Source organism: Mogibacterium diversum (assembly GCF_002998925.1).
Lineage (GTDB): Bacteria > Bacillota > Clostridia > Peptostreptococcales > Anaerovoracaceae > Mogibacterium > Mogibacterium diversum.
Genome location: NZ_CP027228.1, coordinates 1,723,431 through 1,739,715, shown reverse-complemented (window position 1 = coordinate 1,739,715; position 16,285 = coordinate 1,723,431). Strand labels below are relative to the sequence as shown.

General features: G+C 34.6%; 14 protein-coding genes and 2 pseudogenes. All 16 read right to left on the bottom strand.

Going from position 1 to position 16,285, the window contains the following annotated elements:
• Positions 1–114 precede the first annotated feature (114 nt).
• A complete protein-coding gene (locus C5Q96_RS08315; protein ID WP_106057911.1) occupies positions 115–519 on the bottom strand; it encodes a hypothetical protein in 405 nt (134 codons plus the stop codon).
• Positions 520–588: 69 nt separating this feature from the next.
• On the bottom strand, positions 589–1,212 hold the full coding sequence (locus C5Q96_RS08310; RefSeq protein ID WP_106057910.1) for a helix-turn-helix domain-containing protein: 624 nt from the start codon (positions 1,210–1,212) through the stop codon (positions 589–591).
• A 102-nt stretch (positions 1,213–1,314) separates the two neighbouring features.
• Positions 1,315–1,572, bottom strand: coding sequence for a hypothetical protein (locus C5Q96_RS08305; RefSeq protein ID WP_106057909.1), 258 nt, complete (start codon positions 1,570–1,572; stop codon positions 1,315–1,317).
• A gap of 165 nt (positions 1,573–1,737) precedes the next feature.
• Positions 1,738–2,319 carry a DUF4304 domain-containing protein gene (locus C5Q96_RS08300; protein WP_245905566.1) on the bottom strand — a complete coding sequence of 194 codons (582 nt, stop codon included), beginning with the start codon at positions 2,317–2,319 and terminating at the stop codon, positions 1,738–1,740.
• A 234-nt stretch (positions 2,320–2,553) separates the two neighbouring features.
• A complete protein-coding gene (locus C5Q96_RS08295) occupies positions 2,554–3,231 on the bottom strand; it encodes a hypothetical protein (protein ID WP_106057907.1) in 678 nt (225 codons plus the stop codon).
• Positions 3,232–3,268: 37 nt separating this feature from the next.
• Positions 3,269–3,676, bottom strand: coding sequence for a hypothetical protein (locus C5Q96_RS08290; protein ID WP_106057906.1), 408 nt, complete (start codon positions 3,674–3,676; stop codon positions 3,269–3,271).
• Positions 3,677–3,696: 20 nt separating this feature from the next.
• On the bottom strand, positions 3,697–4,263 hold the full coding sequence (locus C5Q96_RS08285) for an SMI1/KNR4 family protein (protein WP_106057905.1): 567 nt from the start codon (positions 4,261–4,263) through the stop codon (positions 3,697–3,699).
• A 198-nt stretch (positions 4,264–4,461) separates the two neighbouring features.
• Positions 4,462–5,388, bottom strand: coding sequence for a glycoprotein (locus tag C5Q96_RS08280; protein ID WP_106057904.1), 927 nt, complete (start codon positions 5,386–5,388; stop codon positions 4,462–4,464).
• A 581-nt stretch (positions 5,389–5,969) separates the two neighbouring features.
• Positions 5,970–7,076, bottom strand: coding sequence for a HigA family addiction module antitoxin (locus C5Q96_RS08275; RefSeq protein WP_106057903.1), 1,107 nt, complete (start codon positions 7,074–7,076; stop codon positions 5,970–5,972).
• A 672-nt stretch (positions 7,077–7,748) separates the two neighbouring features.
• Entirely contained in the window at positions 7,749–8,036 is a 288-nt protein-coding gene (locus C5Q96_RS08265; protein WP_106057901.1) for a hypothetical protein, read from the bottom strand.
• 391 nt (positions 8,037–8,427) lie between these two features.
• On the bottom strand, positions 8,428–8,550 hold the full coding sequence (locus C5Q96_RS08855) for a hypothetical protein (RefSeq protein ID WP_330403796.1): 123 nt from the start codon (positions 8,548–8,550) through the stop codon (positions 8,428–8,430).
• Positions 8,534–9,985 carry a hypothetical protein gene (locus C5Q96_RS08255; protein ID WP_106057900.1) on the bottom strand — a complete coding sequence of 484 codons (1,452 nt, stop codon included), beginning with the start codon at positions 9,983–9,985 and terminating at the stop codon, positions 8,534–8,536. Before C5Q96_RS08255 ends, C5Q96_RS08855 begins: the two co-directional genes overlap by 17 nt.
• On the bottom strand, positions 9,985–11,175 hold the full coding sequence (locus C5Q96_RS08250) for a hypothetical protein (RefSeq protein ID WP_106057899.1): 1,191 nt from the start codon (positions 11,173–11,175) through the stop codon (positions 9,985–9,987). The genes C5Q96_RS08255 and C5Q96_RS08250 overlap by 1 nt, the downstream gene beginning before the upstream one ends.
• Positions 11,176–11,627: 452 nt before the next feature.
• A pseudogene (locus tag C5Q96_RS08885) lies at positions 11,628–12,175 on the bottom strand (DUF6609 family protein).
• 179 nt (positions 12,176–12,354) lie between these two features.
• A pseudogene (locus tag C5Q96_RS08240) lies at positions 12,355–12,920 on the bottom strand (IS256 family transposase); the annotation flags it as partial.
• A gap of 58 nt (positions 12,921–12,978) precedes the next feature.
• Positions 12,979–16,149, bottom strand: a complete 3,171-nt coding sequence (locus C5Q96_RS08235; protein ID WP_106057898.1) for an AAA domain-containing protein — start codon at positions 16,147–16,149, stop codon at positions 12,979–12,981.
• Positions 16,150–16,285: the final 136 nt, after the last annotated feature.

Sequence of the window (16,285 nt, the reverse complement as noted above, 5' to 3'; positions counted from 1 at the left end):
TTTTACGTTTAATTTAAATTCGGCAAACAAGCAACTTGCCGAATTTAAATTAAATATTAGTATTGACTTAATCTTTTGTCAATAAGTTTTTTTGCTATACGAAGCTGCTCTTCTTTAATACACTTCGCAGATCACTTCGTTATTAGCCTCAAATTCCTCGTCGAAGCTAACTAGCAGATAAAGCTCTCCCTCTGTAGATTCGCCCACATAATATCCTAGTGCAAAGGCACCGTAGCATCCGTTCTTATCGAACATTACGTCGGTAAGCGAGATACCTTCGATGTCTTCATCAGGGAAATTTTCATTTATAAAGCAAAGTGCCTTCTGGTCTAGCTCGGCAATTTCAGCAGCTAGCCTCTTCATCAATGAGTCTGGGATTGATTTTACGTCCTTCTCACTGTATCCAGAGAAGCTAAAGTGCAGATCCTTACCGAACCTACGACTTACAAAGTATATTCCTGCTGGTGAACTGTCCCATGATTTGCCCTGCCAGAGGGCGAGGAGTTGTTGTTTGGTCATGTGTTATCCTCTGTGATTAGTGATTAGTGATTAGTGATTATTGATTATTGCAATATGTGCTATCGCGGTTTATAGTTCTGAGTCTTCATCGGTTAGCACTTTCTTCTGCCAGCAACGCTTACCGCACTTTGGGCACCTCATATATCTATCTCTACCTCTATGCGGAGCTAAGATTACCTCTCTATAGGTCGGAACGTACCTGTGGTGGCAACACTCACATTCATAATAACCTGCATTTTGCTCAATGCCAACTGCAATGAAGCCCACTACAACAATCATGGCGACAGTGAATGTAACCAGCGCTACTCTGAGCCACATCGGCATGGCGAGGAGCACCGCAAGAACTATGAGGATGATTCCCACTACGATTGTCGGTACGGTCAGCCACATCTCCAGTCTGAGCATCCGTTTATCGCGCTGTTCTATCTCTCGCCTCATGGCTAAAAGATTTTCCTCTACTCTCTTGTCATATGATTCTGTCATGATCCTTTCGCCCGACAGGAGTTCGTTTACGTTAATGTGCAGAAGCGCACATAGTTCTAGCATGATTCCCGAATCTGGCATGGACCTTCCTGTCTCCCATTTCGATACTGCTCGGTCGCTGATGCCTAGCTTCTCGGCGAGGTCAGCCTGAGTCATGTGTCCTTCCTTTCTGCAGGATGCTATGAATTTTCCAATTTTGATTTGATCCATATCGGACACCTCCTTTCATGACTCGAGCATATGACGAATGCGTGGTTGGGTACAGGAACTGGTGGTTGAGTTGGGGGATTTTGATATATTCTAGCTTACTTCTTATTCTGGAAGGTAGTAGAGCCTTCCATCCTTCGATATTAGCTGGACATCTTCGTTATAAAGCTCTGATGTGTATGTCGCACACTGCTCTTCATAGCCCATCGCTTGTTCGATTATCATTTTGACAGTATTCATATCAATAGAACGGAACTTGTATTCATCCTTAAGTAAGCCTGGAATAAAATGGATTGCTCCATCAAATCCTGCTCTCTTTCTGCAAATTTCATCTATCTTGATTCCTAGTCGCTTGAAACACATTCTTTTGTAGTATCTACAAGTGACCCTTGCAGCGAATCGTCAACTAAGTTGTTTTCTAGTGTGTTTGTTTTTTGCATGGTGGTACCTCTTTTGGTGTGCGATTAATCTGATAGTTTTACATTATCTATTAACTTGATTACTCTTATTATTCCACTGAATTCAAATTTATTTTTCTATTTCAATACCATTCAGATATGCGAATTTAATCATAATGGCTCCAGAAAATTCCGAGTAATTCAAATCAATGTTTTCTTCAGGCATACTTTTCAATGATTCATAGAAACTGATATATTTATTTTTAAATATATTTACCTTTAGAATTCTATTGAAATACTGCTGTGCTTTATTTTTACCGCCAAAATAATATATATAGTATAACAAACTCTCTGACGTGCAATTTCCTTCTAAAATTCTATCAATATTTGCTTGAGTATCCTCGAAATAATTGAAAATTGGAATAACGTGTATTTTTATAAGCTTGCTTACTTCTTCCACAGTAAATTTATAGCTCGCACCTGCAAGTTGCCACCACGCATGCGGTTTTCTTGAACTTAACGAACCTAAATCCCCGCCATATATAAATCCATTATTGATACCTGCACGCTTTATTGATTTGGAATAAATACCAATATGTGGAATAAATTCTACGCTATCCTTATTATTATATCTATTTGCTTGGAAATATATTTCGAAGAAAATATCCTTATCTTTCGCAACCCTCTTTAATTTTTGCCCCTTTGAAAGCACCTTAAAATCTGGGAAATGACTCGCTATTTCTTGCCAGGCCTCTTCACATAATGTTCTAGGCTCTATTTTTTCTAACTCATCATTTTTTATTTTCAGTTGTATAATCTCCTTAATTATCTAATTTATTCAAATCATTTTTTAAAATAGATCTTTATCTACTTAATCCGCTTTCTAACAAGCCTTTCATTTCTTCAATATCATTCAGGCGTTTCTACGGGAATCACTCTTTATCATTTACCTATCCATATATAGTTTCTTTAAAAGCAAATATCCCTCTGGTCTGCTATCAGACACGCCAATAATATCGCCAAGCCATTCTCCGGGTTCCGTAACTCTTCCATAGCCCATCAGTATTGGTAGCGGGTCTGAAAAGTCATTCTTTGTATTGTTCTGAAATAGAATGTCCGTTTCATCAAGTGAGTAATACACTTTTTTCGTATGGTTGATAGTGTACTTATATCTCCGTCCCGTTTTTAAGAATAGCCCCTCATAAGGATGTTCCAAGTCGATTCCATATTCATTATAGGGTTCCAGTCTTCTGAGCTCCAAATAATCTTTAATATAGTAGCCTATTTCTTCACGAACATCTTCCTCGGCTTCCTTGAACAAGCAAGATACATTTCGATATGTATCTAAAATCATGTCGTATGCATCGCCTGGATATCCAAAATCTACTGATTGTGCATAAAGGATTCGAATAGCCTCATTCGGAAAATGCTCTGTTACCCGCATCTCATCGCCAAACCATAGAACGCGATCGCCTCTCCATTCATCAGCTAAGAGCGCACGAAGAGCATGTAGAGGATCACTATCCTTATGCATTGACTCCCAGAACTTGTTCCCATAGCCAAAATCACGGGGAGTAATATACTCCTTCTTATCTATATTGACCCATTTGTAATATTCGCCCATAATTCACTCCTTTAGAAGTTTTGACACCCCCAGCATTTTAAACCCAGCTCAGATTCTTAACATCCTTTAATATCATCGTTTCCCCAGTGAAGTCATTTTTTAATTCAACGCAATTCGCTTTTACCTTCACATTATTATACCAATCACCGAGGCTGGCACTTTCGCCAGTATGTATGTTGATAAGCCTGCTAGTTATAGGATTCCAAGTGTGTGCCTCCACTGTTTCTGCAAGCAAATAATATGCATCTAGAAAAATCAAATTCCTCCCATACATCCAAAATGGAAGCTTAATATCTAAGAGTGGCAATTCTGCGGAAAAGATTTCGTCGCCATGCGGAGGAACCGTCTCATAGCGAAACTCTATCTCACTACCATAGTACGCAATAGTCGCTCCTTCACAGCCGATATTTTGAGGAATGCCTTCATTAGCTATGATAAATTCCATGGTGTCTCCTTACATAGTGCTTAGTACACGCTCACAAGTTCTTTCCAAAACTTAAGGCTGCTCTCGGAATACTCACGCTCCATCGATTCTATAAACTCTTTTTCAGCGTTTTTCCAAACAGCATACTGAGCAGTTCCCATCGCTCTTACAAATTCTTCAAAATCGGAAGCAACAGTCACTATCTCCTCATAAGTCATGTCACTTGTGAATGCATATATCTCGCCGGACTTACAATCTAGCAGAATAGTGTATGGGTCGCCGTTTGCAATAATTATTAGGTTCTTTTTGCGAAGAGCGGGATACTCGTCATAATCAAGATTACGGTTAATCAGCCAGCTTAGGCTTGTCTCATCGTCATATCCAAACTGGTAGCTGAGAAAACCGAAATTCCCCCAATTATAGCTTAAAATATACTCCGAAAATGCCGAATCTAAATACTCTATTCCAAGTTCGGATTTTAATTTCTCGATTTCAGACTGTGGGATTTCTTTTTTGCTGAGAATAATTCCGTCTGTTATTTCAGCATCAAGTCCCTCAGTTTCTTCCATTATCGAAGATATTATTTCATCAATTGTTAATAATTGCATCAATAGTTCCTTCCTGTGCTTTATGACTTTATATAGCTATTTTGCCATTGACCTTGACAGCAACAATACCATATTGAAGGTATTCAAGTTACTAAGAAGCTTCTTCAAATGTCTCCACTCTGCAGAAACCTTGTACCCTCTTTTTTCCATTTCATCCACAGCTAATGAGTGATAACTAAAATGGTCTCCATTCACAAATTAAACGGTTTCTTTCCACCATTTTTGTAATTGCTTCTTCCCTTTCAAAGGCTTAGCAAAATATGCGTATACTATATCTATCTCAAACCTTGTTTTTAAAATGCTCTCAATCTGACTTACAATGCTTTTGATTTCCAACAAATTCGTGCATTTTTCAATACAAAACGTCTGATTTGTTTCCTTATCGATCAGCTTCATCTCTTCTTTGACGGATGCACAATAATCTTTGTGATGGTGGTAGAGCAAGAACTCCCGACTTGTGAGCGATACATCAAAGCAGACTTCCATGCCTTTTGGTGCATAAACAGAAATACTAAGTTTGCAAAATTTTCTTTTTTCTATTTCACTTTCTATCTGGAATTCATATTGAATCTCCTTCATGTTAGTAAGGTCGAAACTAAATTGCCCCTCCCCTCCAATGTTCTTAAACTCAATTTTTGAAGTATCAAGTCCGATTCTTTTTACAAGTTTAAAATAATCACTTTTAGCATATAAATCTTCAAAATATTGTTCTAATTTTACTTTATTGGACATCAAGTGTGGTTCATTGATTTCATTACAAATAGTGAGTAAAACATGGCAAAGATTAAGCTTATTAGCAATAATGAAGTCTGTCAGCATTCCTAAATATTCTATTGCCTTTTGCTCCTCGGAATAACTCAATACGACCAAAATGTAATAAAATTCCTTTTTCTCGTAATGCGGACAAACTCTTTTTAATAAATTGCATAGAAAATCGACTAGCCTCTTATATTCTGCAAACGGTTGCAACTTCTTGAAATGCTTTATTTCAAAATCCGCATATGAATATATTTGCTTTCGAAATTTATTGAAAATTTCCTCTATGTCACTTGGTGGGTTTGCTTCTTTAAAAGCATCGTATAGCGTTAAACTGTTTTCGTTGTACTCAAAAAATATCTTCTCCATGCTCTTATATTCCTATTGTCAGCTTTATTAAAGGGACAATGTTGGTGCCTTAACCTGTAAATATAGCACAGCAAATTACATTGTTTCATTCATATTGGATACGAGATGATTTTTTATCGTTTTCCCCGCTGTAACGGAAAAATACAGAGATTGTGGTAGCAATTTTAAACCCTATCTCTGAGTATTTCATAGCAGTGCTATTCCTTGTATGTTTCTAGATTATATAATACAGCATTTGACGTGGGCTTTTTATCGTTTTGTGTGTTATTGATTGTATTTGGGTTGTATTTTTGGTTTAGTGGTAAGGAATAGATGCTGTATGATATTTGCATCTTTAGCTCGTATGTGCTAGTGTATTTTTGTCATTCATGATGAAACCTCCTTTGTTATATGATGTGGTTGGCGAACCAACATTATGATAGCAGGGGAGGTTTATTCTTGAGGGTAAAGCCGTTTTGAATATACCGTTATATTCTGTGGATTATCGATTCACATCGCTATCGCTCGGCGAATCCTCTGCTAAAACAGTTCAAAATCATAAAATAGGGAATCGAATTTCGATTCCCTATGTAATATATACCCTATGCAATTTTCTTTGTTTCAAACACATATTTTTCTTTTAATTTTGAGCATCTTTCTTGTTGAATTATTCCTTCATATTGCAATCTGACGGCTACAATGCCCGGGTGAATTCCTATCGTTTTAGCAAATTCAACAATCTCATCATCAGATGTATATCTTGAAGGAGCTAATCTTCTATAATCTTCAGGCGAAATCAAATAGTTCTTTGCAAACTTATCTGCATCTATTTCCAGTTTATTATTAATATCCATCATTTCTTCTAGCGTACTGCTGATAAAGACCTTCTTAATCTTTTGCTGAAGTACATGCCTGATTTCATGAAATAAAGAAAACCAGAACTTATCTGCATACACTCCTCGATTGTTTATCGCAAGAACTACCCTATCGTCTGTTACCCACTTGACAGCACCATTCACTCCTGAATTCTTCAAGTGTGGTAATAAAACAAATGCAATACCGCATTCAGCAAATATTTCATGCATTCTTGGCAAAAATTCCTTCGGTTTCTTTACCGTCATACCTCTAAGCTCAGGCAAATACCCTTTTAGCTTCGCTGCATTATAAGGCTTCGTCTCAATATCTTTTGAGATATTTATAGCTGTTTGAATCCATGCTCTAGAATTAATGATGTTCTTATCACTGTTAAAAGATGGACTTGATCTAAAATTTATTAGAAAATCCGGTTGCAACATAATTCTTAAATCTGCAACCTTAAAATACTTACATAAATTTGCAACCTTATCGTTGATACTTCTTGTTTTTTGCAAACCAACTTCATCAACAAAATATTTATAATCTATTTCTTTTACAAGTTCTGCTTGTGCATCAATATCTTTAGCCTGTTGTATCTCTATCAGCTTTTGATCATAAGTATTCTGTAGGTTCTGCCAAACCTCTACACTTGTTCCAAGCATTGCAGAAAGCTTCTTTGCTAAGTCATTGGAAATATTAGCTTGTCCATTAATCAACTGGCTTAAAGTCTTTGCGGTTGTTCCCATTCTTGTGGCAAATTCAGCCTGACTAACTTCCATATCTTCAATAATATCTGCAATATAATATCCAGGATGAAATGCTACTATATCATTGTATTCATTTACATTACTCATAATGATTCGACACCTCCGTTACCTTCACTATTCTAATCATTTTACATTGAGCCAAAATATCTCCTTTTATAATCTCTCTTCCATCATTACAGCAAGGAATCATAGTGACCCTATATCCTGTATTACCTAACCGTATGCTCCATTCATCTTTTCTATTACCCTTTAAACGCTCAAAATGAAACGGAGGATAATTAGCAAGATCCATTAACGACTCTGCATTAAGTATAAAGTTTTCTGCAGATATAAGTTTCTTTTTTACTTACTCGGGATATCGCCACTTTTTCTTGTACTCAGAACAAAACTGTTTCTTTACTGTTTCATTCTTATATAGTATTTGGATTCCCAAATCTAATTACTTCCCTCCTTTTATTTCATTACCATTTAGGTAACAAAATTATAAAACTAATTAATTTTAATTTCAACACTTTTCAAATTATTTGTATATTTTTATTACTTTTTACGTAACAAAAATTTATACAGACGCACCTCTCTATTGAGATACGCCTTGCATAAAATCATGGTTTATTGACAGTAAACATACTGTCTCAACATGAAATGAATGAACATTCAGTACGTTAACTCGATCTATCTGTATATGTGAACATATCCACAAAACTATTTAACGATAGCTTAAAGTTATCGTTAAATAGTATTACCTCGACAAACTGAAAGTTAGTTTGAAAAAATATTTTTAAGTATTGGTATCAAAAATATAATTATACCTATAAAAATTAGTCCTTTAACATCCAACCCTGCCTTTTCTTCTATTGCATCTTTGATCATTAATAACCATCCTATAAAGCTGATAATAACTCCTATAAATGTTAAAAATAATCCAATAGGCGCCAGCATCTTAAACAATATACTTGGATAGGCTTCACCAGAAAAAATTAGCACTAATAAAATTATTATTCCAAAGCCCCCTATCATAATGCCGATATTATATAGTCTTTTTTTCATAATGCTTTTTCCCCTCAACTTACAACTATCTCATACTTTTTTATTCTAAATTATCCAAAATAGACAGATATAAATCTGAATAAAAAGATCCATAGGATTCTTTGGTAGAATTGAATTACCAGATACAACAACGCCAAAGGAGGTCACTATAGATCGCAATAATTCTACCACACCAGAACGAGAAAAAATCAGCATCTTCTTTTTCTTTCGAGCATTCCGGAACTTTGCTGTTTTCTTTCTTGGACTTATTGTAATTATCTCCAAGCTCAAGCCCACACTTCCTTTTAATTTGAGCTATATACAGCGTTGAAACCTTAAACCCATATTTGCTAAGGATATATTCTTTGATATGCTCATAAATTCCTTTGCTCTCCGCCTTGGTAACATCTTCTTAATCAAGCTCCAATTTTACTTCTATATGATCGTCGATATCTTTCTTGCGCAAAAGTGCTACCGTCTCCACATGGTACGATAGGCTTAGCACGATATCGCCAATCTTAGTTGAAATAAGCATCTGTTTCCTGTTCATTTTTCAAGAGTTCTTTTTCTGAAACGCCTAAGCTAACAGCTAACCGAATTGAGCCTTCTAAAGCAATGCTATAATCTGGCGAAAAGGCCTTTTCCAAGAGTGAATAATATACTCTAAATTCCTCTTGTAATTTCAAAATATAGGCTTCAAGCTTTTGATCAAGATATTTGTTGTATTCTTGCAATTCCTCTACGTACTGCTTGATTAATTTTTGCTCTTTCTCGTTAAGGTTATCTTTGGCAATTTCGTATACAAATGTTCCAACTGTATTACCTATTACCGCTCCAAGAATCGGAACTGGTATGACTGTTTGTCCAATTATTGATGACAAAGCACAAACAGTTGCATCAACACATAACACTTCAGCATTCAACAAAAATTCTTCTTGTATGATCTCACCATTTCTATATCTATAGGCTTCGTTTGCAATTCCAAATGATGCAGTGCATAAAGAACTTGCTACCGCAGTTGACGTGGCAGTGTAATTTGATAACTCATAAATCGTAATGCCTCGAATACCTCCTTTTAATGTACCCATGCCACTATCTTTAGAAATTTCAATCCAATCGTCCGTAGTAAACTCTTTGATCTTCTTACCCGATTTTCTCTTCTTTACAATACCTGTAGCAAAGGTCATGCCACCTTCAAGGGCTGCTGAAGCTGCAGCGACTTGCGCACCTTGTTTCAGCGTAGCCTTGCTTTTCTCGTATAAATCTTTACGAATCGCCTCATCTGTTTCCTTAATCGAATTCTTTTCAAGACCGATGGTCTCCTGAATTTGATCTCTCTGTACATCTTTATAACTGAACCTTGATGGTTCAATATCAGATAATTTAATTTTCTCACCATCAAAAAATTCATGAACTTCTTTCCATTGCTTTAGAGAGAACTCTCCATTGCTTTTAGGCATTTTGTTTGCCTGTTCTTCTGGAATAGAAAGCAAATACTTGATTTTTTCATAGTGGTCAGCTGGTATTTGATACTTCCTACCGCCATCAAGGAACCATGGATAATCGCTGTAATGTTGTTTAATGGCCTGTAATGACAAGTGATTTCCTGAATTGACAAACTTCTGTTGTATTTCAACACCATCTCGAATAAGATCCGCTGGGCCATTATCATTTACCCATTTATAGATGGGCATCTTTCCTAAAATCTGCTCTCTTGCATTTCCGACTCCACATTCAGCAACTTCGGCTATAAATCCATGCATCCCCTTTAGTCCGCCACGATTACGTTCAATAATCGTTTCATTGATTTTAGCCATTGTGGAAACTAAAGTATTAATTGCATCAGAAAAGTTTATCTCTTGATTGTTGAGACCTTCAATCAATCTATCCAATCGTACCTGGTTTAAGTAGTTTATCCATGATGCTACAGCCTGCTCTTCATTTCTCCTCAAAACTTTACCAAACATCATTAGTTGTCATCCTCCACTGTTTTACCCAGCAATGATGCTAGAGATTTTGTATTATTAACTAATGCAGCTAAATTTGCCTTATCTTCAGAGGAAAAAGTTGAATAATCAGCAGACTGATATATTGAGCAATCTTTATGTTGTTTTAGAAGCTTAGAATATATCGAGCTAGTTTGTACGCTTATCTTCTCAATCTTTATTTCAACTTCTTTCAGAATTTCAGTAAATGCCTTCATTCGCTTGATTTCATCGCGTTTACTTTCTTGTATTTTGAATCGTTTTCTTACCATCAAGTATACACTTGCTAATACTGACGTACCAGCAATACCCCATCCAATCGGGCCTGCCAAAGCTAATAATGCTTGACCAGCAACCATACCACCGCCTCCTGCAGTTAGGGCACCGCCTCCCAACCATGCAAGAGCTGCGTTTGTTGCAGCAGCACCACTCAAAGCTGAAATGGCTGTTCCGGTTGATGCAGTCCCAAAGGTTGTTGCTACCCACATTGCAGCTGTTGGAGCAATTCCAGCAACCGCACCACCGGCTGCAACACCAGCCCCAATACCAGCTGCACCCTTTTCAAGATTCACCTTCTGTTTTTTCGCAAAATCCAAAGAACTCTGAAATTTACTTTTTTCAACTTTTATCTCACTAAGTTCTGTATCAAACAATTTTGGTCTCTTTGCGATACTATTTACCAAATTTTCTACATCAGAAATAAGATATATAGATTTCTTACGTTCTTCAAGAAGTTTTTCACCTGTGATGTTTAAGTTTTTATATTCAGAATCATACGCTTTTTGTGTACGTTCAAGTACTTTGTTTAACGCATCTCCTGGATTCAATATTGCATCCTCAGTTTCTTCAATTATAGTTGTAAAAGCATTATGGTCAATCTTTGCCGGAACTCTCTTTGAATTGCAAAAATAAATATACTTATTGTATCTGTTTATATGAGTTTCGAAATCCTTTTTAGTAGACTTAGTCAATTTTTTGTCTAGCCATTTCATCTTCTGACCGGTCTCATAATATTTTTCATGCATTTCACTTATTGCATTAATATCGGCTTGAACTTCCCTCCATTTGATTTCAGCTTGAAGTTTCCAAAGAAATCCAGTCTTTTGGTTTACTATGTAAACGGCAACAGCACATGCCACAATCACGACTAATACCATTACCTCTAAAAAGCCCATAAAATCACCTCTTCCATTTTCTTAAATTATACATCAGTTTCACCCGCACAACCCTACCACAGATTTTTCACTTCTCTGAAGGAAAAATCACTGCCAGCAGTTTCACGCAATTATTTTCTCTCCGAGGGTTGTTTGCTCAGTGATTTTAATACAGTCAATTCGTTTTAGTACTCTAGATGTCAATACCCAATTTCTCGTAAGTAAGCTAAATTGAAAAATAATATTTTTATTCGGGAACTTATCTAAGACTGGATTCAAAGAAAAGCCCGTAAATACAGGCCTTTCAGGGTTCCGTATTTATTTCTTAGACATTAGAACTACCATCTCCACATGAAACGAGTGAACACTAAGTATATCAAGTAGTTGCGTTCGCATGTGGGAACATATCAACTAAACTATTTAACGATAGCATAAGGTTATCGTTAAATGGTATTACCTATATAAACTGACATTTATCCCTGTTTTGATGGCTTTGAAAAAAACAGTAAATATATTCCAAATATAAACTTGATTGCTGCATCAATATATGCAACTATCACCAATGAGATATCAGTAAATATGTATGCTACAGCAATATTTATACTACAAATGATTCCCAAATATATCATCGACTTTCCATGAACAAGATAGTATGGAAAAAAATGCAAAGCTGTCGCCATTAATGCACCTAACCAAATTAATCGCCAATTTTCAGTTGCAAAAAAGGTCCCCCTAAGAAAACCATTAACACGAATAATAAAATAATCGCATACAGAGAAACTTTATTTTGAAATTTACTTGACGAACCGTCGGATAGTTTATTCAACACTTTTTTATTCATATTTATTGAGAAAAAACTGATAACATAACCAATGCAAAATACTTGCATATTGATGATTTGTTTTCCCCCTATTAAAGTTGCCAATAAAATAATCAACGCTACAACAATTAACCATAAACCACAAGCTTTCTTATAATTAAATTCCAACTTTTCATTTTTATTGTAGTTTAAAAAAGACATAACTACCTCCCTACGAATTCTAATTTCTCTTTATTTAAAAATAAAACCTATTATATAATTCCATAAACTCTTTCGCAAACTTTGTGACAAGTTCATGATCAATTGCAGTGGCTAATGTTTCTTCATTATAATTAAATGTCGGTGCCCAATTATATGATCCGTGCATTACATACCCCATTATTTATCCCCAGCATTACATATGCTGCAAGCTTCTTAAAATTACGTGATCTTCACGCACGGATAAATGAACAGCATCTATGAATACTATTGGATATACGTTATCAAGTGATCTCTTTTGGCAGTCATCTATATCTTGCAAAATCTTATCCGTAACATTGGAGATTAAGCTTTCGCTGCATTCAAAGCCATAGATATCTTCTATCTGGTCAGATATCAGCCTCGTTGTAAGACCTCTTGCGTACATGGAGATTATCTTTTGATCTATTTCTGAGATGTCCTTTTGCCTCTTTTGTACCACCTGTGGCTCAAAAGAGCTGCTTCTATCCTGCGGTACTTCTAGTTCAAATTCTCCACACCTACTTCTAAAGCTCGTTCTTTTAGTTCCGTTTCTGTAGTTATCTTTCTCGCAGCGCTCATATGAATCGTATCCAAGATGTTCATCCATTTCTGCTTCCTGAATGTCCTCTGCTGTCTCAATGTCATATTCTTCAATAAGGGATTGGATAATATTTCTCTTATTGTCATTGAGGGGTTTAACTTTGTAGATATCTTTCTTCTTTGCCATAAAAAAATCCTCCTATGGTATTTTTGTACTACCACAGGAGACTAATTTATTCTTTAATTTACAGACTTTTTGTCATACGCTCTTTTGGGGGTTTTGAATTAAATTTTCTAATTTCGTTTATCGTTTTATCTATAACATCACTACACAAGTTTGAGTACAGCTTTTTTTCTCCAATTATATAAAATTCTTTTTTGGCTCTAGTTGCTGATACGTTCATTATGTTTGGATTTTCAGATCCCATTGCCCAGTTTGCAGCTCCCTTACTTTTTTCATCTGCCCCTAAAACCAAGAATACTATTGGTGCTTCTTTTCCTTGGAATGTGTGTACTGTTCCTACATTTGTCGGGCTGTAGTTACTGTCATATCTTGTAAAGTTGAGATCTGTTGCAAGTTTTCTGGATAAATTATACGCAACATTTTTAAACGGCGATATTACATAGACTTGGTCTTTCTTAGTTTTATCTAGAATGTCTTTATTGGTTTCTGCTAATTTCTTGATTTTTTCTACCAATAATTCACCCTGTTCTTTTACATACTTATTATCTGCAGATCCTCCAACATCATACCATTCTGCTTTTCCGTCTGATTTATTTCCTTGAACCATGTTACCACCATAAGAGATTTCATTTGATATGTTAAACATTGGATACTTGCAACGTCTGTGTACCCATAAAGGAATTCCTATCCAATCTTCAAGATTGTTGATACCTTTGTAAAATCCATATTGACTAGCACTGTCAATCAAAGTTTGAGTAGATGCATCTTCTGATAGATAAGCTTGTCCAACTCCATAATTTTGTCCCAATAAACTAAGTATATATGAGTCTAATGTTAAAACTGGTTTGATTTGGGCTGGATCTCCAACTGCCATAACATGCTTACATCTAAAAATCGCGCCAACGCTTGCTTGGGGCAAGGCTTGTCCTGCTTCATCAATAAATAAATGTCCCAAAGAATTTGCTTGAATATTTGAAAACATCCTTCCCATACTTGCAAATGTAGAACTTATAACTGGAACTGTCATGTTAATCCAATTCCACGCTTCTTGTATAATAATATTTTTATCCAAGTAATTTTGTTGTTTGTTCCATATTCTAGTTGCAGCTTCAATATTTTTTATATTTTCATATAAGAATTGTTTGCGAACTTTCAGTGCAATTATGAATAGTTCAGACTGAATTCTACGATACTCTTCATCAAACCAAGGATTACTCATTTGCAAATCATCATATGGCAATGAAAAATCTAACACATTAACATCTGTATTTATTAATACATATTTCATGTCTCTTATTTTTGCTTCTAGTTTTTTGATCTCTTTATCCTCATTTTGAATCGCTTGAACAATCTCTGAATTTTTATCTTCGATAAGCTTATTTTCATAAGAAATTTGATCTTCGATATGTTTTAAATCTTTTATAAAAGAATCTAACTTTGATTTTGTCGATCTTTCTTGGTCTAATATTTTTAGTAAATCGTCAGAGTATTTCCTCATCTGTTCATTGTATGTTTTTTTCCTGCTGAATTGGAAAAATCCTGGTTTTTGCAGTTTGAGGACATCAATGCTATTTTCAATCATTTTTTTATCTTCAATTATATTTGAATAATCGTTCTTCAATTCATTTACTTTTTGACTAAATTTATTTTTTTTCAAATATAATTCTTCTAATTTCAAATTAACATCATTTTTTAAATTACTGAACTCACTTTCTCTTTGTTTTACGTTTTTACTGAATTTTGATTTTTTGTTTAATAATTCGTATTCAAATTTTTTCATAGAGAAGTAGTTATCCGATATCTTTTGTCTTTTTTTTCTATAAGACAACGCCTCATTGTATTTTTTCTCAAATTCACTATAGATATTATCATCAGAAATATAATTAGTTTTTAAATCATCAACCACATGTTTTAATGCGGTGATTATATACTCCATGTTCTCTTTTCTTCCACCTTCAAGAGAAAATAATCCCCAGAATTTTTCATCTAATTGTTTTTCAATTTCTAATTTCTCTATATTTTTATCATTTTCTTTTACCCATTTTGTCGAAATTTTTGAATTAGAAATATCTTTGAAATAATTTATTCCTTTTATTTCATCTACAAATGAATTGTCAATTTCGGATATTAATGGGAGTTCATCTACAATGTTTTTAACAGCTCCATTATTAGAACTTGCAACAATAATCCCATTTTCTGCTATTTTTTCAGGAAGTATACCAATTGAAGCTTTGTATGATTCGCTTTCCCAATAAACAGTCTTATCATTTCCCGTAATTTTTTTATTTTTTAGTTTTGTGATTTCATAGGATTGATCTACTAGTAATTGTGCAAAAATATCCCTCAAAAGTGTTGTTTTCCCTGTTCCTGGAGGTCCATTTACACTTCTCATATTATTAGAATCATATCCTAACGACAAATTGATTGCTACTTGTTGCATAAAAGATGGTGCATATTGTATATTGCTCGGAAATCTCGACAAAGGATAGTTGTATGGCTGTAAAATCTCTGTAAAAATATATTTATTAAACTTAGGAGAAGTGGTTCTACTATCTAAATTTTTTCTATTTGAACAATTTCCAAGCAAATAATCATTCAAGTTTTTCGAATGAACAGATTTCGCCTTTTGCAAATCATTAATGAAGAATGAATGTAGATTAATTGCATCGGTCTCCAAATTTTTCAAAGGCTTCATTCTACAATTATTAATATCTATTTTATTAGTTTTTAAAATGTCCATTATAGCTTTATTGAACCAATCTTTATAAGGTTTATTTTCTGGACATTCAAATACTTCTTGAATTTTCTTGTTGAAATCTTCATCATATTCCCTAAACGCTTCTTCCGAAGGAATTTTATGAAAGTTTCTAATATAAAAGCTTTCTGTAAAAAAAGTCATATCATTATTTATCTGCAAATCCTTATCAAAATACAGTGCAAATGAAAATTTGTATCCTAAAGTGATTTCTTGATTGGATACTGGAAGATTGAATTTATCTCTCAAAAATTCAATTACTTCTGTAAATTTGAAAATATCAAAATATACAACTATCCCGCCTTTTTGGTATGGACTTAAATGAAGACATTTGATCTTTTTCTTAAATACATCATAGAAATCATAATCTTTAAGATCTTGAAAAGTTAAAATGTTCTTGTCTCTTAAATTAATATCTCCCTCCGATAAATGCTCCACCATAATCCATGATTCTAGTATTTTTTCTTTTTGATTCATGTTAGGCTCCTTTGTTATTTAATCTTATGATTTTTGTTCTATAATTTTATATGCCATTTGTCAATTGTCATAGCCTTGTGTATTTCACTATCCTAATCTGTCTTTTCTTGCAAGGCTTCATTAGTTTCTAATATCT